Source organism: Kutzneria buriramensis, from assembly GCF_003387475.1.
Classification (GTDB): domain Bacteria; phylum Actinomycetota; class Actinomycetes; order Mycobacteriales; family Pseudonocardiaceae; genus Kutzneria; species Kutzneria buriramensis.
The window spans coordinates 315,635-334,094 of record NZ_QUNO01000015.1 but is presented as its reverse complement, the minus strand read 5'-3'; the positions used below and the strand labels follow the sequence as shown (position 1 = coordinate 334,094).

The following is an 18,460-nucleotide window of genomic DNA, read 5'->3' as shown; positions in this document are numbered from 1 at the left end:
GCTCTCAAGCACACCGAATGTAGGTCTCGGGCACATGCCCGAAACCTACATTCGGTGTGTCCCACAGCGCGACTCGCGGAAGTTGGGCCGTTTGGCTCGTTCCGGCTCGTCGGTCGCGGGGTATTCCAGGGGTCCTGGGGCCGACAAGGAGGAGCGCTGCCATGGTTGCCGTGATCGCGGCGGTACTGTTCGCCATTGCGTTGATCATCGACCTCGCCGGTATCTCGCTCGGAGCCGTGTTGACGCCGACCAACCTGCTCACCGCCGGTCTGCTGTGCATCGCCCTGCACCTGGCCGGCATCGGCACGAACCGCCCCGCGTGGCGGCGTCCGGCCTGGCGGGCTCGCCGCCGTTGACACCGTGACCGGTTGATACGTTGACCGGGTGCCAGACCTGAACACCAGGGGTGCCGCTTTCGCCGAGTTCTGGCGGGAGCGGCACCTCTGCACTCTCACCACCGTCCGCCCGGACGGCACCCCGCACGTCGTGCCCGTCGGCGTCACTCTCGACCTCGACGCCGGCATCGCCCGCGTGATCACCGACGGCAACTCGGCCAAGGCCCGCCAGGTCCGCGCGGCCGGCACGGTGAACGCCGCGGTGTGCCAGGTGGACGGTCGCCACTGGTCCACTTTGGAGGGTGTCGCCACCCTCAACGACGACCCGCAGGCGATTGCCGACGCCGTGAGGCGTTACGCGGAGCGGTATCGGACCCCGCGCGTCAACCCGAACCGTGTGGTGCTGGAGATCGCCGTCACGAACGTCCTGGGCAACGTCAGCTGAAGTCGCGGGCGTTGGCCAGCACCGGCACCTTGCCGCGCGCCTCCGCCACCTCGGCCGTGTCGACGTCCACGACCAGCAGCTCCGGCCGGTCCTGGGCCTGCGCGCGGATCTCCCCCATCGGCGACACGACCGCGCTGTAGCCGATGCCGGTCGGCACACCGGGCTTGGTCGTCACGCCGACGCTCGACGGGTCGGCCTGCCCGCAGGCGGCGATCCACGTCGTCGAGTCCAACGCCCGCGCCCGCACCAACAGCTCCCACTGGTCCCGCTTGCCCGGTCCCGAACCCCACGACGCCGGCACGAGGATCACCGACGCCCCGGACCGCGCCAGCTTCTGGAACAGCTGCGGGAAGCGGAGGTCGTAGCACGTGGCCACGCCGATGCCGACGCCGTCGACCTCGAGCGTCACGCTGCGGTCGCCGGGCGCGACGGTCTCCGACTCGGCGAAGCCGAAGGCGTCGAACAGGTGGATCTTGTCGTAGTGCTCGTCCACACCGAGACCCGTGACGAGCAGCGTGTTGCGCACGCGGCCGTCGTCGGACGGCGTGAACATGCCGGCGACGACGAGCACGTCGTGCCGCTTGGCGATGTCCCGGACGCCGCTCGCCCACGGACCGTCCAGCGGCTGCGCGAGCCCGCCGAGCGGGATGCCGAAACGCGCCATGGTGGCCTCGGGGAACACCACGATCCGCGCGCCGCGGCGGGCGGCCTCGGCGGTCTGCTCGCCTACGGTCGCCAGGTTGGCCTCGGGGTCGGTGTCGGACACGAACTGGCTCAGCGCGATACGCACGCGGTTCAGTGTATACCGCCCGTATACTGATCGGCATGTCTGTCTCCGGCCGGGACCGCGCCTACGACTACCTGCGCAACACCGTGCTCGCCGATCCGGCCGCACAGGGCACGTTCCTGAGCGAGCAGGACATCGCCGACCGCATCGGCGTCTCCCGCACGCCCATCCGCGAGGCGCTGCTGATGCTGTCCGCGGAGGAGCTGGTGCGCCTGGTGCCCAAGCGCGGCGCGTACATCCCCGAGTTGACGGCGGGCGAGCTGCGCGAGCTGATCGAGCTGCGGGGCGTGCTGGAGCGGTTCGCCGCCGACCGCGTGCTGGCGGCCGGCACGGCGCCGATCGACGAGCTGCGGGCCGCGCTGGCCGACCAGACAGGCAAGGATGACAAGACTTTCATCGAAGCGGACACCCGCTTCCACACGATTCTGGTGCGGGCGGCCGGAAACGAGATGCTCGCCCGCACCTACGAGTCGCTGCGCGCGCGGCACGTCGTCTCGGGACTGGTGGCGCTCCAGGGCGGTCCGGGCCGCCGCGAGGCCGTGCTCGCCGAGCACGAGGCGATCGTGACGGCCCTGGCGGCCGGCGACCCGGGCCCCGCCCGCGAGGCCATCACCGCGCACCTGGACGCGACCTTGCGGGCCCAGTTGGCGATCCGCTGAGCAACGCGAGGATCCGTCGGCGACAGTCGCAAGTGAACCTCGCGCGGCCGTCCGGCGTGGACGGCGACCGGATCGGACCAAGGGCCCGGATGCTGATCGGCGCAGCAACCTGACAGCTCGGCGCATTGATCGTCACATTCGACCGACGTGATCGAGCCGCCCGCTGCGCCAAAAGCCCTGGATACCTAGGTTGCGCCCGCCGACGGACGGGCGTTTTGCCCGTTGTGACCGGTGCCGCGCCCTCGTAACCCCTCGGCGTAGCCTCGCCGTCGGCGCGTGGGCCGTCCGCGCCACCTGTAAACTGTGGTGAATACCTAGGTACGACGGCTTCATCCGTGCTGAGGGAGGTGGACGGTGCCGGCGCCCGAGCCCGAGCCGACGTCACTCGCCGCGAAGATCGACAAGCTGTTCCAGGTGGTCCGCAAGCCCAGCCGCGAGCAGTACAGCCACGACGAGGTGGCCAAGGCCTGCCGCGAGGCCACCGGGGAGAGCTTCTCGACCACCTACCTGTGGCAGCTGCGCACCGGCCGCCGGGACAACCCGACCAAGCGGCACCTGGAGGCGCTGGCCCAGTTCTTCCAGGTCTCCCCCGCCTACTTCTTCGACGACGAGCAGAGCGCCAAGATCGCCGAGGAGTTGGAGCTGCTCGGGGCCCTTCGGGACGCCGGAGTACGAAACGTTGCGCTGAGAGCAGTAACGCTTTCACCCGCCGGACTCGACACCATCAGTGACATGATCGATGCGATCGCCCGCAGGGAGGCGATCCGCGACGGGGACTCCCGCTGATCAGGAGTGATGGTGCGGCAGGACAAGCAGCTGTGGCGACGCTGCCGGGAGCTGGCCGACTCGGTGCCGGTGCCCACCCCGTTCCACACGGACACGTTCGTGGCCGCCGTCGCCGAGCACCGCGGTAGGCCGATCGAGCTCATGCCCGTGCCGGCGACCGTCGGAGCGCCGTGCGGCCTGCTGATGACCACCGACCGTGCGGACTACATCCTGTATCCGGTCAACACCACCGAGCTGCACCAGCAGCACATCCTCATGCACGAGGTGGCGCACCTGCTGTGCGGCCACACCGGCACCGCGGAGATCGACGCCGCCGCGACCCGGGCGCTGATGCCGAACCTGTCGCCGGACCTGGTGCGCCGCGTCCTCGGCCGCACCGTCTACGCGGAGCACGAGGAGCGCGAGGCCGAGCTGCTGGCGTCGCTGATCGCCCAGCGGGTGGCCCGGCTGCCGCAGCAGCCGCCCGCCGGCGCCCCGGACGAGGTGGTCCGGCTGGACCGGCTCTTCGGCTCGCGGCCGCGCCGATGATCGCGGTCGCCGCGTATCTCGGCTGCCTGGTCGCGCTGCTGGCGGTCACCTACAAGGTGCGGGTGGCGAGCACCGCCCCGGGCGGGCGGCACCTCGCCGGCTTCGCGGTGTGCATCGCCGGCGCGATCGGCCTGGACGCGGGGACGACGCTGGACCTCGTCGGTCCGCTGCCGGCGGTCGTCGAGTTGCTCAGCGACGAGCTGAAGGTCGCCGCGCTGTGCTTCCTGGTGCTGTTCGCCAACGCCGTCCGCCCGGAGGCGGTCCGCGGCCGCAAGTACGTGCTGGTCACGGCGCTGACGATGATCGTGGCGGCGATCCTGTTCCTCGCGGCCGGCGCCGCCCAGGACGCCGACGTCATCACGTTCGCGCCCGGCGAGGTCGGCGTCTTCGTCGCCTACGACGTGGTGCTGATGTGCTACGAGGTGTGGGGCCTGCTGACGTTCGCCGTGCTCATCGGCCGCTACGCGCGGCTCGTCGAGCCGGGGCTGCTGCGCACCGGCCTGCGGCTCATCATCGCCGGCGCGCTGATCGCCGTGCTGTGGTCGGCGTGGCAGCTCGACGACATCCGGCTCGCGCTGACGACGTACCGGAACAACACCAGCGAGGACGACGTCTCCGCGGTGCTGGGCGCCGCCTGCGTGGTGGTGTCGGCGGCCGGGTCGACGCTGACCGCCTGGGGGCCGTACCTGAGCCGACCGGTGCGCTGGCTGGCCGCGCAGCGTCGGTACGCCCAGCTGCGCCCGCTCTGGGCGGCGATGCACGCCGCGATGCCGGCCATCGCGCTGAGTTCCGTTGCCCGCCAACAGGGTGGCGTCGAGTTCGCGCTCTACCGGCACGTGATCGAGATCCGGGACGCGCAGTTGGCGCTGCGCGGCCACATCCACCCGTCGGTGCCGGAGTGGGCGGCCGACGCGGTGCGCCGCGTCGGCACCCCTGCGTCCCAGCGCGCGGCGACCATCGAGGCGGCGACCATCGCCGCCGCGGTGCTCGCCCACGACGCCGGCGTCGGCTACCGCGCCGGCGACCTGGTGCCGCACCGCGTGGATCCCAGTCTGGCGGCGGAAACCGCGTGGCTCGCGCACGTGTCACGGGCCTTCGCGCGCTCCTCGGCGGTGGCCCAGGTGCGCACGCGGATGGCCGCCGAGCTCAGCGGGATTCCGTCCACGCGCTCGCGATGACCGCCCGACTGTCCACACCGGACGGCAGGGTGCCCAGCGCGATGCCCCAGTCCTCGCCGAGGCGGGACGCGCAGAACGCGTCGGCCACCGCCGGGTCGCCGTGTCGGACCAGCAGGGATCCCTGGAGCACCAACGCCATCGACTCGACGACGCGGCGCGCCCGGAACTCGATGTCGTTGAGGTCGGCGAGTTCCTTGCGCAGCAGCTCGATCGACCGGTCCAGCCGGACGTCCGCGCCGGCGGCCAGCTCCAGCTCGGCGAAGAACGCCGCCACCGACTCGGGCTGGCGGGACATCGCGCGCAGCGCGTCCAGCGCCGCGACGTTGCCGGAGCCCTCCCAGATCGACGGCAGCGGCGCGTCCCGGTACAGCAGCGGCAGGCCCGAGTCCTCGACGTAACCGTTGCCGCCCAGGCATTCCAGCGCCTCGGCGGCGTGCATCGGGGCCCGCTTGCACACCCAGTACTTGGTCACGGCCAGCGCGAGCCGGCGGAACGCGTCCTCGCCGCGATCGCTCGCGCCGGCCAGCCGCAGCGCCACCACCAGCGCGGCCTCCGCCTCCACCACCAGGTCGGCGAGCACGTTGGACATCAGCGGCTGGTCGATCAGCAGCTTGCCGAACGCGCTGCGGTGACTCGCGTGGTGCACGGCCTGTGCCACGCCGAGGCGCATGCCGCTGGCGCTGCCGACCACGCAGTCCAGCCGGGTGTTGTTGACCATCTCGATGATGGTCGGCACGCCCCGGCCCTCCTCGCCGACCAGCCAGCCCAGCGCGTCGTCGTACTCCAGCTCGGCCGAGGCGTTGGACTTGTTGCCCAGCTTGTCCTTCAGCCGCTGGAGGTGCATGCGGTTGCGGGCGCCGTCGGGGAGGATCCGCGGCAGCAGGAAGCAGGACAGGCCGCCGGGCGCCTGCGCGAGCGTGAGGAACACGTCCGACATCGGCGCGGACGTGAACCACTTGTGGCCGCGGATGGTGTACGAGCCGTCGGCGTTCGGCGTGGCGGTGGTCGTGTTGGCGCGGACGTCCGAGCCGCCCTGCTTCTCCGTCATGGACATGCCGGCGATCAGGCCGCGCTTGGTGCTCGGCTCGCGCAGGCCGAAGTCGTAGATCTTGGACGCCAGCAGCGACTCGTAGCGGTCGGCGAGCTCCTTGTTGTGCCTGAGGGCCGGGATCGCGGCGTAGGTCATCGCGAGCGGGCAGGTGTGCCCGGCTTCGACCTGGCTCCACACGAACAACTTGGCGGCGCGGGCCACATGCGCGCCCGACCGCTCGTCCCGCCACGGCGCGGCCTGGAGGCCGTGCTCGACGCCGACCGTCATCAGCTCGTGCCAGTACGGGTGGAACTCCACCTCGTCGATGCGGTTGCCGTAGCGGTCGTGGGTGCGCAGTACCGGCGGGTTGGTGTTGGCGACGCGGCCCCACTCCTGCGCCGTGGCGCTGCCCGCGAACCGGCCGAGCTCGTGCAGCTCCGGCTCGGCCCAGGCCGCGCCCTCTCGTCGCAGGCCCGCGAGCAGCGAGGGATGCGCGGCGACGTCGTGGCCGAGCAGCGGCGGGACCTGGTTGGTGACCTCATGGGTGGGCGGCATCGTCAGCTCCCAGAGCGCGAAGGGTGAAACGGACGAGATTCGGCACCGTGTCGGCGCTGGCCACGCCGGCGGACAGCGGCCCCACCAGCACCTCCGCGACCGCGCCGACCAGGGCCGCGGCCGTGATCTGCGCGTCCTGCGGCGGCAGCACGCCCGCCTTGACGGCCTCGGTGACGTGCGCGGCGAAGGCCCGCTGGAACACGCGGCGGAACTCCAGGCGCTCCGCCTCCACCGGCGCGTCCACCGGCTCCGCCAGCAGCGCGTACGCCTGCCGCGGCGACTTCAGCGCGCGGTTCGCGAACGTCTCGACGATCGCGACGACCCGGTCGATCAGGTCACCCGGGCCGGCCGCCGCGCGTTCCACCGCGTCGACCTCGCGGCTGACCAGGCCGCGGAAGACCTCCACGATCAGGTCCGCCTTGGCCGGGAAGTAGCGGTACACGCTGCCCGTCGAGACGCCGGCCCGGGCCGCGACCGCCGCGACCGAGCAGTCCGCGTACCCCCGCTCGGCCAGCAGCGCGGCCGCGGCCGCGATCAGGGCCTCGCGCTGGGCGTCGAGCCGGGCCTGCACCTGTTCGGTACGTCGGTAGGGCACGCCAAGCAGTGAACCACGATTCAGTGCTTTCTGCCACGCGTGCCGTGTTTGTGGCGCCGCCTTCGGCGTCGCGGCTCGGCCCCTTCGGGGGCCGACGCCTCGCCCTTGCTGGATTTCGACCGGCCGCATCGGCAGCCTGGTGGGTTCGTCGGGTGGCGGCCGATCGAAATCCAGCAACCGGGTGAAGCGTCGGCGGGGCCTCGCACTCTCCTGCGCCGGCGACGCCTCAGGCCAGCGGGAGGGCGTCCGAGTCGAGGATGCCTGTTCTGTAGGCGATGGAAACCGCTTCCGCGCGGCCGTTCGCCTCCAGCTTGCGGATGATGTTCTTGCAGTGCGAGCGGACCGTTTCCACGGAGACCACTAGTCGTTCCGCGATCGACTTGCTGCTCATGCCGTCCGCGATGAGCGCGAGGATTTCCGTTTCGCGCTGCGAGAGCGCGTGGGACCGTTTCTGCTCCGGCGATGTTTCACGCTTCGACTGTGTCGGAACACCGAGGTAAACGCCGGCGAGCACCTGGTGCAGATAGGTCGCCGAGGCCGTCGCCAGCGCCACGGCGTGCGCCCCCTGCCCGAACGCGAACCGCGCGTCCTCGTCCGCGTGACCGGACGGGGTCAGCAGCACGACCACCGGACACGGGGCATAACCGCTGCTCAGAGCCCTGACGAGGGTGAAGCCGGGGTCTTCCGCCTGATCCACGACGGCCAGCCCGGTCGGATTGCGCGCCGCGAACCTGACCGCCGCCGCCGGCGAGGCCGCCGCGCTGATCGGACCGACCTCGGGGAGCCGCGCGACGACCCGTGCCAATCCGATTCGGGTCAGCGGGGAAAACCCCACGATCAACACTGGGCGGCGGTGGTGCATGCGCCGGATACTCTCACGCGCTGCGCCAATTGCGATACCTGGCGTGACCCAATAGGCAGTGGCGGTCACGGACCGTGAACCGGAAATTCGCGCTCATCACCGGATCAGATCATCGGGTGGTTTCTTTTCTACTCTATGTGTGCATTCCCTGCCCGAGCGGCGACGAAGTTGCCGGTCCGTCCCCCTGCCCTTTGGGGTGGTATCGGCCGTACGCAGCAGTGACTCCTGTCCCGGTAAGTGACCATGACGGCGTAGAACGGCTCGGCTTCTGGGGGTACACCATGTCCGACACCGGGCGCTTGACCTTGCTCGACGGCTTCGCGCTGACCGTCGGCGGGCGGGAGCTGGTGGTCCCGAAGGCCCAGCAACGGCTGCTGGCGCTGGTGGCGCTGCGCCGGGACACGAACCGGAACACGGCGGTGGGGCTGCTGTGGCCGGAGGGCGCGGAGGCGCGGGCGATGGCGAGCCTGCGGACGGCGTTGTGGCGGTTGCAGCAGCTGCACGTCCCGACGGTGCGGGTGGCCGGGGACGCGATGAGCCTGGACCCGGGGCTGCGCCTGGACGTCAGCGAGCTCACGGGGATGGCGGCGCTGGCCCGGCAGGGCAGCGCGGAGCTGCCGCCGAGTCTGCTGCTCGGCCCGCACGAGTTGCTGCCGGGCTGGTACGACGACTGGGTGCTGGTGGAACGGGAACGCCTGCGCCAGCTGTATCTGCACACGGTCGAGGGGTTCGCGGCGTCGTGCCTGCGGGCGGGTCGGCACGGCGACGCGTTGGAGGCGGCGCACGCGGCGGTGCGGGCGGATCCGTTGCGGGAGAGCCCGTATCGGCTGGTGATCGAGGTGCACCTGGCGGAGGGCAACGTCGCCGAGGCGCTGTCGACGTACCAGAACTACCGGGCGCTGCTGGCCCGGGAGCTCGGCGTCGCGCCCTCCCCCATGATCCGCGGCCTGATCCACGACACCGTCCGCGCCGCCGCCGTGTGACCGCTATTCGAACGCCGACATGACGTGCTTGATCCGGGTGTAGTCCTCCAGGCCGTACATCGACAGGTCCTTGCCGTGCCCGGAGTGCTTGAACCCGCCGTGCGGCATCTCGGCCACGATCGGGATGTGCGTGTTGATCCACACGCAGCCGAAGTCGAGGCGCCTGGCCATCCGCATGGCCCGCCCGTGGTCGCGGGTCCAGACGCTGGACGCCAGCCCGTACTTGACGCCGTTGGCCATCGCCACCGCGGACGCCTCGTCGGCGAAGGTCTGCACGGTGATCACCGGCCCGAACACCTCGTTCTGGATGATCTCGTCGTCCTGCCGGAGCCCGGAAACCACGGTGGGCGCGTAGAAGTAGCCGCGGTCGCCGACCGCCGAGCCGCCGGCCAGCACCGAGGCGTGCGACGGCAGCCCGGTGATGAAGCCGGAGACCCGCTCCAGCTGGTTGGCGTTGTTCAACGGCCCGTACGTCACGTCCTCGGTCGGCGCGCCGGTCGACGCCGATGACGCCTCGCCCGCCAGCAACGCCGCGAACTCCTCGTACACGGACGCCGCCACGAGCACGCGGGTCGCCGCGGTGCAGTCCTGCCCCGCGTTGAAGTACCCGGCGCCGGCGATGCCGGCAGCGGCGGCCTGGAGGTCGGCGTCCTCGAACACCACGACCGGCGCCTTGCCGCCGAGTTCCAGGTGCGTGCGCTTGAGGTCCAGCGCCGCCGCGGACGCCACCTCCATGCCCGCCCGCACCGAGCCGGTGATCGACACCATGTCCGGACGGGGATGCGACACCAGCGAGCGGCCGCTCTCCCGGTCGCCGCAGATCACGTTGAGCACGCCCGGCGGGAGGAACTCCTGGCACACCTCGGCGAGCAGCGTGGTGGACGCCGGCGTGGTGTCGGACGGCTTGAGCACCACCGTGTTGCCGGCCGCCAGCGCGGGCGCGATCTTCCAGACGGCCATCATCAGCGGGTAGTTCCACGGCGTCACCTGCGCGCACACGCCGACCGGCTCGCGCCGCACGTACGAGGTGTGGCCGGCCAGGTACTCGCCGGCCGACCGCCCCTCCAGCACCCGCGCCGCGCCGGCGAAGAACCGCAACTGGTCGACGCAGGGCGGGATCTCCTCGGCCGCCGTGACGGCGAGCGGCTTGCCGGTGTCGGCCGACTCGACGGCGACGAAATCCGCGGCCCGCGCCTCGATGGCGTCGGCGATCTTGAGCAGGGCCAGCTGGCGTTGCGCGGGCGTGGTGTCGCGCCACGCCTCGAAGGCGGTGCTGGCGGCGGCGACGGCGGCGTCCACGTCGGCCGGCCCGGACAGCGGTGAGGTGGCGTACACCTCGCCGGTCACCGGGTCGACGACGTCCAGCGTGCGGCCGTCGGCCGCGCCGACCCGCTCGCCGTTGACGAGGTTGGTGAAGACGGTCTTGTCGGCCACCGGACCAGTCCTTCCAGACACGGATTTAGTTGCGGACCATGCTCTCGCGCGACGGTATCGATTGCAACCAGTCGATTAAGTTGCTGTATCAGTCGCCCAAAGCATTGACTTCGAACGCGCGAACGCCTTCACTGTGCCGCACGGGTGTGGCCCCCGTCACCCGCCGACTCGTGTGGAGGCCCCGATGTCAGAGGAGCGTGCGTTACGAGCCAACGTGCTCGGCGCGGCCGACACCGCCATGATGGCCGTCGCGGGCAGCGCGCCCGCGTACTCCATCGGCGCCAGCACCGCCGCGCTGGTCGCGGTCGCCGGGCTGGGTAGTCCCGCGGCGCTGCTCTGGTGCGGCATCCCGATGCTGGGCATCGCCTGGGCGTTCAGCCACCTCGGCAGGACCGAGGTCAACGCCGGCGCCAGCTATGCGTGGGTAGGTCGCGCCCTGCACCCCGCGCTCGGCTACCTGTCCGGCTGGGCGCTGATCGTCTCCGCCACCCTGTTCATGGTGGCCGGCGCGATCCCGGCCGGCTCGCTGACGCTTTCCCTGTTCGACCCCGGCCTGGCGTCCAACACCGCCCTGGTGACGGTCGTCGGCGCGGTCTGGTTCGGGATCATGGCGCTGGTCGTCTACCTCGGGGTGACCGTCACGGCCCGGGCGCAGTGGATCATGTCCGGCATCGAGGTGGCCATCCTGGTGATCTTCCTGGTGGTCGGCCTGGTCCGCGCGCCGGGCATCGCCGTCGAGCACTTCTCCTGGTCCTGGCTGGGTTTCTCGCACTTCGACGGCATGGGCGGGTTCGCCGGCGCCGCGCTGGTCGCCGCGTTCTACTACTGGGGCTGGGACGTGTCCGCGAACCTCAACGAGGAGACCAGGTCGGCCCGCCGGGCCGCCGGCCTGGGCGGCATCGTCGGCGTGGTCATCGTGTTCGGGCTGTTCCTGTGCTTCACCGTGCTGGTGAACCTGCTGCTGTCCGCGGACACCATCGGCAACTCCAGCGGCAACCTGCTCGACCTGCTCGGCCAGGCGATCTGGCCCGGCCCCGGCGGCAAGATCCTGTCCATCGCGGTGGTGCTGTCCACCATCGCCACGCTGGAGACGACGCTGATCCAGGTCACCCGCACCATGTTCGCGATGGGCCGCGACGGCACGCTGCCGCGCGCCTTCGGCCGCACCCACCTGCGCCGACGCACCCCAGCGCTGGCCACCATCGTCGTCGCCATCGTGTCGGTGATCCTGTTCGTGGCGGCCAACTTCCTCGGCTCCGTCGGCCAGATCCTGGCCGACGCCATCAGCGCCATCGGCCTCCAGATCGCCTTCTACTACGGCCTGGCCGGCGTCGCCGTCGTGGTGTCGCACCGGGCCGAGCTGTTCAAGAGCGTCCGCAACTTCGTGCTGATCGGGCTGTGGCCGGGGCTGGGCGCGGCGTTCCTGCTGTGGATGTTCGTCGAGGCCATCGGCAGCAACTCGGCGGTGGTCAACGGGATCGGCCTGGGCCTGCTGGCGGTGGGCATCGTGCCGATGGCGATCGCCTGGCGGAAGGGCTCGGCGTACTTCGGTCGGGCCACGGTCCCGGCGGACACGGTCGCGGCTGCCGTGCCGACCGGCGGGGAGCTGGGATGATGCGCCGGTGCGCAGGAACACCGAGCCTCTCGACGAGGCGTCGAAACTGATCATCGAGCAGCTGCAGGAGGACGGCAGGCGGCCGTACGCGGCCATCGGCAAGGCCGTGGGCCTGTCCGAGGCCGCGGTCCGGCAGCGGGTCGCCAAGCTGGTGCAGAGCGGCGTCATGCAGATCGTCGCCGTCACCGATCCCATGCAGGTGGGGCTGTTCCGGCAGGCCATGCTCGGGCTGAAGGTGAGCGGCCCGATCGAGCCGGTCGCGGACGCGCTGGCGGCCATGCCGGAGATCGACTACGTGGTGGTCTGCGCCGGCCGCTTCGACATCCTGTGCGAGGCGGTCTGCGAGGACGACGCCGACCTGCTGGACCTGATGTCCAACCGGATCCGCACCGTCGAGGGCGTGCGGGACGTGGAAACCATGCCCTACCTGCGGCTGCACAAGCAGTCCTACCAGTGGGGCACCCGCTAGACGACGGAATCCCTTGTCTTGACCTCACCGATGTGCGATAAACGTAGTATAGACGCACCCGGACGACGAAATCGGTGAGGATCATGACTGCCACCGCCCACCCCGGGACCGCCGGCCCGGCCGCGCTCCCGACATCGGCCCGCGACCACCTGTGGCTGCACTTCGCCCGCCACTCCGCGTTCGCCGAGGCCGACATCCCGGTGATCGAGCGCGGCGAGGGCGTGTACGTCTACGACACCAACGGCAAGCGCTACCTCGACGGCCTGGCCGGCCTGTTCGCCGTGCAGGTCGGGCACGGCCGCGAGGAGCTCGCGCAGGCCGCCGCCGAGCAGACCCGCAAGCTGGCCTACTTCCCGCTCTGGTCGCACGCCCACCCGGCCGCGGTCGAGCTGGCCGAGCGGCTGGCGGCGGACGCACCCGGCGACCTGAACCGCGTCTTCTTCACGGTCAGCGGCGGCGAGTCCGTCGAGACCGCCTGGAAGCTGGCCAAGCAGTACTTCAAGCTGACCGGCAAGCCCACCAAGCACAAGGTGATCAGCCGCTCGATGGCGTACCACGGCACGTCCCAGGGCGCGCTGTCGATCACCGGCATCCCCGGCGCCAAGGCCGACTTCGAGCCGCTGGTGCCGAGCGCGATCAAGGTGCCCAACACCAACTTCTACCGGGCCCGCGAGCACGCGGACGACCTGGTCGCGTTCGGGCTTTGGGCCGCCGACCAGATCGAGCAGGCGATCCTCATGGAGGGCCCGGAGACCGTCGCCGCGGTGTTCCTGGAGCCGCTCCAGAACACCGGCGGCTGCTTCCCGCCCCCGCCCGGATACTGGCAGCGCGTGCGCGAGATCTGCGACGCCTACGACGTCTTACTCGTGTCGGACGAGGTCATCTGCGCGTTCGGCCGGCTGGGCCACGACTTCGGGGCCAAGCGCTACGGCTACCAGCCCGACATGATCACCGTCGCCAAGGGCCTGACCTCCGGCTACGCCCCGCTGGGCGCGGTGCTGGCCAGTGACCGGCTGATGGAGCCGTTCCTCCACGGCCACAACATCTTCATGCACGGCTCGACCTACGGCGGCCACCCGGTGTCCTGCGCGGTCGCGCTGGCCAACCTGGACCTGATCGAGGGCGAGGGAATCTACGACCACGTGCTGGCCAACGAGGCCGCCTTCCGGGCCACCTTGGACAAGCTGCGGGACCTGCCGATCGTCGGCGACGTGCGCGGCGCGGGCTTCTTCTACGGCATCGAACTGGTCAAGGACAAGGACACCAAGCTGAGCTTCACCGCCGAGGAGTCGGAGCGGGTGCTGCGCGGCTACCTGTCCAGCGCGCTGTTCGAGAACGGCCTGTACTGCCGGGCCGACGACCGCGCCGAGCCGGTGGTGCAGTTGTCGCCGCCGCTGATCTGCGACCAGTCGCACTTCGACGAGATGGAGCAGATCCTGCGGGTGTCCCTCGAGAAGGCCTGGCAGCTGCTCTGATGGTCGACCGCCTCAGGGCCAACTCCGTGGGTGTCGTCGGGGTGGTGTTCATGGCGATCGCCACCGCCGCCCCGATCACCGCGATGACCGGCAACGTGCCGGTGGCAGTGGGTTTCGGCAACGGGACCGGCGCCCCGGCGGGCTATCTGTTCGCCACCGTGGTGCTGACGGTGTTCTCCGTCGGCTACGTGGCGATGACCAGGCACATCACCGCCACCGGCGCGTTCTACGGCTTCGTGTCGCAGGGCCTGGGCCGGGTCGTGGGCCTGGCCAGCGGGTTGCTCGCGGTGATGGCGTACATCGTGTTCGAGGCGTCGATCGTCGGCATCTTCGCGTACTTCGCGCAGAGCACCGTGCTGGCCCAGTTCGGCGTGCACCTGCCGTGGCAGCTGTTCGCCGCGATCATGCTCGCGGCCACCGCCGCACTGTCCTATTTCGACATTCACCTGACCTCGCGGATCCTCGGCGTGATGCTGGTGGCCGAGGTCGGCATGCTGTTCCTGATGGCCGTCGCGGTCCTCGTGCGTGGGGGCGGACCCGACGGGATCCCCCTGTCTCCCGTCGATCCGCTCAAGGCATTCGGCGGTCCGGCGGCGGGGCTGGGGCTGTTCTTCGCTTTCTGGTCCTGGGTCGGCTTCGAGTCCACCGCCATGTACGGCGAGGAGTCGCGGGAGCCGAAGAAGACCATTCCGCGGGCCACCCTGATCTCCGTGGTCGGCGTGGGGATCTTCTACATCTTCGTGTCCTGGATGGCCATCGCCGGCAACGGGTTGGCCCGCTCGGTCCAGGTGGCGGCGTCCGATCCGCTGGGTTTCTTCTTCGGCCCCACCGAGACGTTCGTCGGGCACTGGGCGGTGCTGCTGTTCCAGTGGCTGCTGATCACCGGCTCGTTCGCCTGCGGCATGGCGTTCCACCAGTGCGCCGCGCGGTACATGTACGCGATCGGGCGCGAGGGCCTGATCTGGCGCCGGCTGGGCCGCACGCATGCTCGTCATGGCTCGCCGTTCGTGGCGTCGTTCACGCAGACCGTGATCGCGGTGATCATCGTCGCCGCGTTCAGCCTGGCCGGCCAGGACCCGTACCTGAGCCTGTACACGCTGATGGCGATCCTCGGCACCATGGCGATCCTGATCGTGCAGACGCTGTGCTCATTCGCGGTGATCGGCTACTTCTGGCGTAACCACAAGGAGTCCCGGCACTGGTTCACGACCTTCACCGCTCCCCTGCTCGGCGGCATCGGCATGATCGCCGTGGTGTGGCTGCTGGTCGACAACCTCGACGCCGCCGCCGGCTCGGCCGCGTCGACACCGTTCTTCCATGCCATACCGTGGATCGTGGCGGCGCTGTTCGTGATCGGCATCGTGGGTGCATTGCTGCTGCGGCGATTCCGCCCCGAGACGTACGCGGTGCTCGGACGGATCGTGCTCGACGACGCCAAGGAACGGGAGTCCGCCACGGTCTAGAGCCGGCTTTCGACGCGGGCAGCGTCGGTGAGGCGGTGCTGGGCGCGGTAGTGCTCGAGCACCTGCGCCCAGGTGTCCCTGGCGCGGGCGTGGTCGCCCAGGTCGGCGTAGAGGTCGCCGATGTGTTCGAGCACGTCGGCCTCCAGCGCCACCGCGCCGACCTTGCGCCAGCGGGCCAGGGCCCGACGGTAGTAGACGAGGGCCTGTTCGTGGTCGCCGCTGCGATGGCAGATGAACCCCATGCTGTCCAGCGTGTCAGCCTCGACCTGCGGGTCCGGATGCTCGGCCACCATCGCCAGCGCCGCCTCGCAATGGCTCAGTGCCATGGCGAAGTCGCCGGTCTGCGCCGCGTACCAGCCGATCTGGTTGTGGGCGTTGGCAACCAGCACCGGGTTGTCCAGCTTTTCGTAGTACCGCAGGGATTGCACGGCGTGTTCCAGCGCTTCGTGGTTCTCGCCGCGCACGCCCCACTCGAACGACAGCGACCGGTGGCAGTGCGCCTGATCGGCGTCGAGCTTGGCCATGGCCAGCGCGCGCTGCAGGTGGTCCAGCGCCTCGTCGTGCCGGCCCAGCCGCGAGCAGGCGTTGCCCAGACGCCGCAACGTCAGGATGGGCTCGATGTCGCCCAGGGCGGCCGTCCAGGCGTCCAGGGCGTCCCGCAGCCGGCCGCGGTGGTGGAGGTAGCTGTCCGTTGCCCAGGCCAGCTGCCACCTCTCCCGTTCCTCGGCCAGGTGCAGAGTCGCCATCAGGCAAGGATGTTCGGCGTCGAACCAGGCCAGCGCGGCGGCGACGTCCCTCAACTGCTGCGGGCGGCTGCCGGGTGTCTCCGGGCCGAGCTCGATCGGCGCGCGGGAGGGGTACAGCAGCCGGTCGCCCGCGTAGGCGGTGCGGATGTAGTGGTCGGTGAGCCTTTTCAGCGCGGCTTCCCGGTCTGCCGGCTGCTCGCGGGCGTACAGGCGGACCAGGTCGTGCATCCGGTACCGACCCGGCTTGTCCTGCTGCACAAGGGAAACCCGCTCCAGCGCCCGCAGGACGGCGGACGCCGTCGCCGGCGGCAGGTCGGCGAGCGCGGCCACCGCCGGCAGTCCGATGTCCGGCCCCGGGGCGAGGCCCAGCAGCGCGAACAGCTCCGCCTGCTCGGGTTTCAACGCGTTGTACGACCAGGAGAGCGCCGCCGGCAGGCTGGCCATCGCGTCGTCGTCGAGGGCATCGAGCCGGGTCGCGGCGTCACGGAGCTCGGCCGCCAGCTCTCCCAGCCCGAAGTCCGGGTATGCGGCGGCTCGCGCGCCGACGATGCCCAGCGCCAGCGGCGATCCTCCGCAGTAGGCGACGATCTCTGTTGCGGCGTCCGGCTCAGCGGCGATCCGCTGTGCCCCCAGACGCGCCGTCAGCAGGCTCTTCGCGTCCACATCGGACAGTATCGTCACCGGAACCTGCCGTGCGCCGGCCGAGTTGGCCAGGCCGCTCAGCCGGTCCCGGCTGGTGACCAGCACCGCGCAGGTGGGGCTGCCCGGCAGCAGCGGCGCCACCTGGGCCGAGTCGACGGCATTGTCCAGCAGGATCAGCATTCGCCGGCCCGCGACCAGGCTCCGGTAGAGGCCGATCTGGGCGTCGAGGTCGACCGGCCGGGCGCCCGGCGGCACGCCCAGGCCGTCCAGCAGGCCGCCGAGCGCGGCCGCCGGCGGGACCGATTCGCCGCCGGGCGCGAAGCCGTGCAGGTTCACGAACAGCTGGCCGTCGGGGAAGCGGTCGAGCCGCCGGTGGGACCAGTGCAGTGCGAGCGCCGTCTTGCCGATGCCCGCCGTGCCGGCGATCACCGCGACCGGAACCGCCCCGTCCGTCGGGACGAAGTCCAGCGCTTCGAGCTCGCCCTGGCGGCCCGTGAACCACGGCGGCGGGGCCGGCAGCTGTCTCGGCACGGGCGCCGACGCGCGCCCGTCAGTGGCGAGGATCTGCTGGTAGACGGCCTGGAGCGGCGGCGACGGGTCCGTGCCGAGCTCCTCAGCCAGCCGCCTGCGCGTGACGTCGTAGTGCCGCAGCGCGTCCGCCTGCCGTCCGCTTCGGTACAGCGCCAGCATCAGCTGGCCGGCGAGCCGCTCGTCCTCCGGCCGGCGGGCGGCCTCCGTCTTGATGTCCGCCAGCACGTCCGCGTGCCGGCCGGCCCGGAGCTCCCCGTCCACGTGGTCGAGCCAGGCCGCGAACCGCTCGTGCGCCAACTGCTCCCGCACGTCGTCCAGCCAGGGCGTGGAGATGCCCGTCAGCGCCTCCCCCGGCCACAGCTCCAGCGCTTGCCGGTACAGGCCGTGGTCGCCGCTCCGGGCCTCCGCCACCAGCCGCCGGAACCGGTGGAGGTCCACCGCCTCCGGATCGATGTCGAGTCGGTAGCCGCCGTTGGCGTGGTTGATCGGCGTGCCCAGGGCCCCGCGCAACCGGGAGAGGTAGCTGTACAGCGTGTCACGGGCCCGCTGCGGCGGCTGGTCGCCCCACACCCGGTCCACCAGCTCGTCCGCCGACACCGGCCGGCCCGCTTCGACCAGCAGGACCGCCAGGACACAGCGCTGCCGCCGGGGCCCCAGGTCCACGTCCCGCCCGTCGACCTCGGCTCGCAGCTCGCCCAGCACGCGGAACTCCGCCCCCACGCCGTCGCTCCCGCCCTCCATGCCCCCTTATGTTCTCAATACCCCTTTTGACCAGGTAAATCAAACCGGCTGAGACGCCTTTCAGCCGTCGTCCGGCATCGTCGTGCCCATGTGGGGGCGTTGGGCGCCGTGGGCGACCGCGGTGTGGGGCGTGTCGTACGCATGCGTTCAGGTCGGCTGGCTGTCGACCGGCGCCCGCCTGCCTCTCGGCCCGCACTACGTGTTCCCGGTATGGGTGCAGGTCGTTCTGGCTGTCGCTGCGATCGTGGCGGCTTTGGGCGCGCTTCGCGGCCACCTTCCGTCACTCTTAGTGACCACTGTCGTGTTCGGTATCGGCACCTTCGGCTCGCCCATGGAGTTCGTGGCCTTGGCGTCCGGTTCCGGCGACAGCGTCGGCGGCATCGCCCTCGCCACCATGGCCTTCGACGTGGTGGGGCTGGCTCCCCTGCTGGCGACGCTGGTGTAGACCTGGCGTCAGTCCCGTGGCCGTTGCCCCCGCTGCGGCGGCGATCACGTCCCTGGCCGGCCCGTTCGCCCCGCCCCCTCGGCGGCTGAGTGGCGTGTCCGCCTCACCGTCTACCTTGCGGGCACGCGAGATGGGCGCAGGCCGGGAATGCGCGAC

General features: G+C 71.1%; 18 protein-coding genes. 12 read left to right on the top strand and 6 right to left on the bottom strand.

What is annotated here, in order from left to right; genetic code table 11:
* Window positions 1-161: 161 nt before the first annotated feature.
* The gene (locus tag BCF44_RS38500; protein ID WP_116179409.1) at window positions 162-356 is read left to right on the top strand and encodes a hypothetical protein; all 195 of its coding nucleotides are present in this window, start codon (window positions 162-164) and stop codon (window positions 354-356) included.
* A 28-nt stretch (window positions 357-384) separates the two neighbouring features.
* A complete protein-coding gene (locus tag BCF44_RS38495) occupies window positions 385-780 on the top strand; it encodes a pyridoxamine 5'-phosphate oxidase family protein (RefSeq protein ID WP_116179408.1) in 396 nt (131 codons plus the stop codon).
* On the opposite strand, the gene BCF44_RS38490 is transcribed toward BCF44_RS38495, so the two are convergent.
* Window positions 773-1,570 carry a carbon-nitrogen hydrolase family protein gene (locus BCF44_RS38490; protein WP_116179407.1) on the bottom strand — a complete coding sequence of 266 codons (798 nt, stop codon included), beginning with the start codon at window positions 1,568-1,570 and terminating at the stop codon, window positions 773-775. The genes BCF44_RS38495 and BCF44_RS38490 overlap by 8 nt on opposite strands.
* Before the next feature lie 35 nt (window positions 1,571-1,605).
* On the opposite strand from BCF44_RS38490, the gene BCF44_RS38485 reads away from it, so the two are divergent.
* From BCF44_RS38485 to BCF44_RS38470, 4 genes are all read left to right on the top strand, one after another.
* Window positions 1,606-2,226, top strand: coding sequence for a GntR family transcriptional regulator (locus BCF44_RS38485; protein WP_116179450.1), 621 nt, complete (start codon window positions 1,606-1,608; stop codon window positions 2,224-2,226).
* 354 nt (window positions 2,227-2,580) lie between these two features.
* Complete coding sequence (locus tag BCF44_RS38480; protein ID WP_116179406.1) at window positions 2,581-3,012, top strand: helix-turn-helix domain-containing protein; 432 nt, start codon at window positions 2,581-2,583, stop codon at window positions 3,010-3,012.
* 9 nt (window positions 3,013-3,021) lie between these two features.
* On the top strand, window positions 3,022-3,540 hold the full coding sequence (locus BCF44_RS38475; RefSeq protein ID WP_116179405.1) for an ImmA/IrrE family metallo-endopeptidase: 519 nt from the start codon (window positions 3,022-3,024) through the stop codon (window positions 3,538-3,540).
* A complete protein-coding gene (locus tag BCF44_RS38470; RefSeq protein ID WP_116179404.1) occupies window positions 3,537-4,718 on the top strand; it encodes an MAB_1171c family putative transporter in 1,182 nt (393 codons plus the stop codon). Before BCF44_RS38475 ends, BCF44_RS38470 begins: the two co-directional genes overlap by 4 nt.
* Here BCF44_RS38470 and BCF44_RS38465 read toward each other — a convergent pair.
* The 3 genes from BCF44_RS38465 to BCF44_RS38455 all read right to left on the bottom strand — a co-directional run bounded on the left by BCF44_RS38465 (window position 4,687) and on the right by BCF44_RS38455 (window position 7,742).
* On the bottom strand, window positions 4,687-6,303 hold the full coding sequence (locus tag BCF44_RS38465) for an acyl-CoA dehydrogenase family protein (RefSeq protein ID WP_116179403.1): 1,617 nt from the start codon (window positions 6,301-6,303) through the stop codon (window positions 4,687-4,689). The two genes, BCF44_RS38470 and BCF44_RS38465, sit on opposite strands and share 32 nt — an antisense overlap.
* Window positions 6,287-6,898: a TetR/AcrR family transcriptional regulator gene (locus tag BCF44_RS38460; protein WP_116179402.1), complete on the bottom strand. Its 612-nt coding sequence runs from the start codon at window positions 6,896-6,898 to the stop codon at window positions 6,287-6,289. Before BCF44_RS38460 ends, BCF44_RS38465 begins: the two co-directional genes overlap by 17 nt.
* A 226-nt stretch (window positions 6,899-7,124) precedes the next feature.
* Window positions 7,125-7,742, bottom strand: a complete 618-nt coding sequence (locus BCF44_RS38455; RefSeq protein WP_147328783.1) for a response regulator transcription factor — start codon at window positions 7,740-7,742, stop codon at window positions 7,125-7,127.
* Window positions 7,743-8,041: 299 nt separating this feature from the next.
* On the opposite strand from BCF44_RS38455, the gene BCF44_RS38450 reads away from it, so the two are divergent.
* Window positions 8,042-8,743 carry an AfsR/SARP family transcriptional regulator gene (locus BCF44_RS38450; RefSeq protein WP_116179400.1) on the top strand — a complete coding sequence of 234 codons (702 nt, stop codon included), beginning with the start codon at window positions 8,042-8,044 and terminating at the stop codon, window positions 8,741-8,743.
* 3 nt (window positions 8,744-8,746) lie between these two features.
* Here BCF44_RS38450 and BCF44_RS38445 read toward each other — a convergent pair whose 3' ends face one another.
* Complete coding sequence (locus BCF44_RS38445; RefSeq protein WP_116179399.1) at window positions 8,747-10,177, bottom strand: gamma-aminobutyraldehyde dehydrogenase; 1,431 nt, start codon at window positions 10,175-10,177, stop codon at window positions 8,747-8,749.
* Between the two features lie 184 nt (window positions 10,178-10,361).
* On the opposite strand from BCF44_RS38445, the gene BCF44_RS38440 reads away from it, so the two are divergent.
* From BCF44_RS38440 to BCF44_RS38425, 4 genes are all read left to right on the top strand, one after another.
* Window positions 10,362-11,792 carry an APC family permease gene (locus BCF44_RS38440; protein ID WP_116179398.1) on the top strand — a complete coding sequence of 477 codons (1,431 nt, stop codon included), beginning with the start codon at window positions 10,362-10,364 and terminating at the stop codon, window positions 11,790-11,792.
* A gap of 7 nt (window positions 11,793-11,799) precedes the next feature.
* Window positions 11,800-12,261 carry an Lrp/AsnC family transcriptional regulator gene (locus tag BCF44_RS38435; RefSeq protein WP_116179397.1) on the top strand — a complete coding sequence of 154 codons (462 nt, stop codon included), beginning with the start codon at window positions 11,800-11,802 and terminating at the stop codon, window positions 12,259-12,261.
* Between the two features lie 83 nt (window positions 12,262-12,344).
* Window positions 12,345-13,736, top strand: a complete 1,392-nt coding sequence (locus BCF44_RS38430; RefSeq protein WP_116179396.1) for an aspartate aminotransferase family protein — start codon at window positions 12,345-12,347, stop codon at window positions 13,734-13,736.
* On the top strand, window positions 13,736-15,199 hold the full coding sequence (locus tag BCF44_RS38425; RefSeq protein ID WP_116179395.1) for an APC family permease: 1,464 nt from the start codon (window positions 13,736-13,738) through the stop codon (window positions 15,197-15,199). Before BCF44_RS38430 ends, BCF44_RS38425 begins: the two co-directional genes overlap by 1 nt.
* Here BCF44_RS38425 and BCF44_RS38420 read toward each other — a convergent pair.
* A complete protein-coding gene (locus tag BCF44_RS38420; RefSeq protein WP_281283188.1) occupies window positions 15,196-17,859 on the bottom strand; it encodes an AfsR/SARP family transcriptional regulator in 2,664 nt (887 codons plus the stop codon). The two genes, BCF44_RS38425 and BCF44_RS38420, sit on opposite strands and share 4 nt — an antisense overlap.
* An 88-nt stretch (window positions 17,860-17,947) precedes the next feature.
* Here BCF44_RS38420 and BCF44_RS38415 point away from each other — a divergent pair, with 88 nt between their 5' ends.
* Entirely contained in the window at window positions 17,948-18,304 is a 357-nt protein-coding gene (locus tag BCF44_RS38415) for a hypothetical protein (RefSeq protein WP_116179394.1), read from the top strand.
* The last annotated feature ends 156 nt before the right edge of the window (window positions 18,305-18,460 follow it).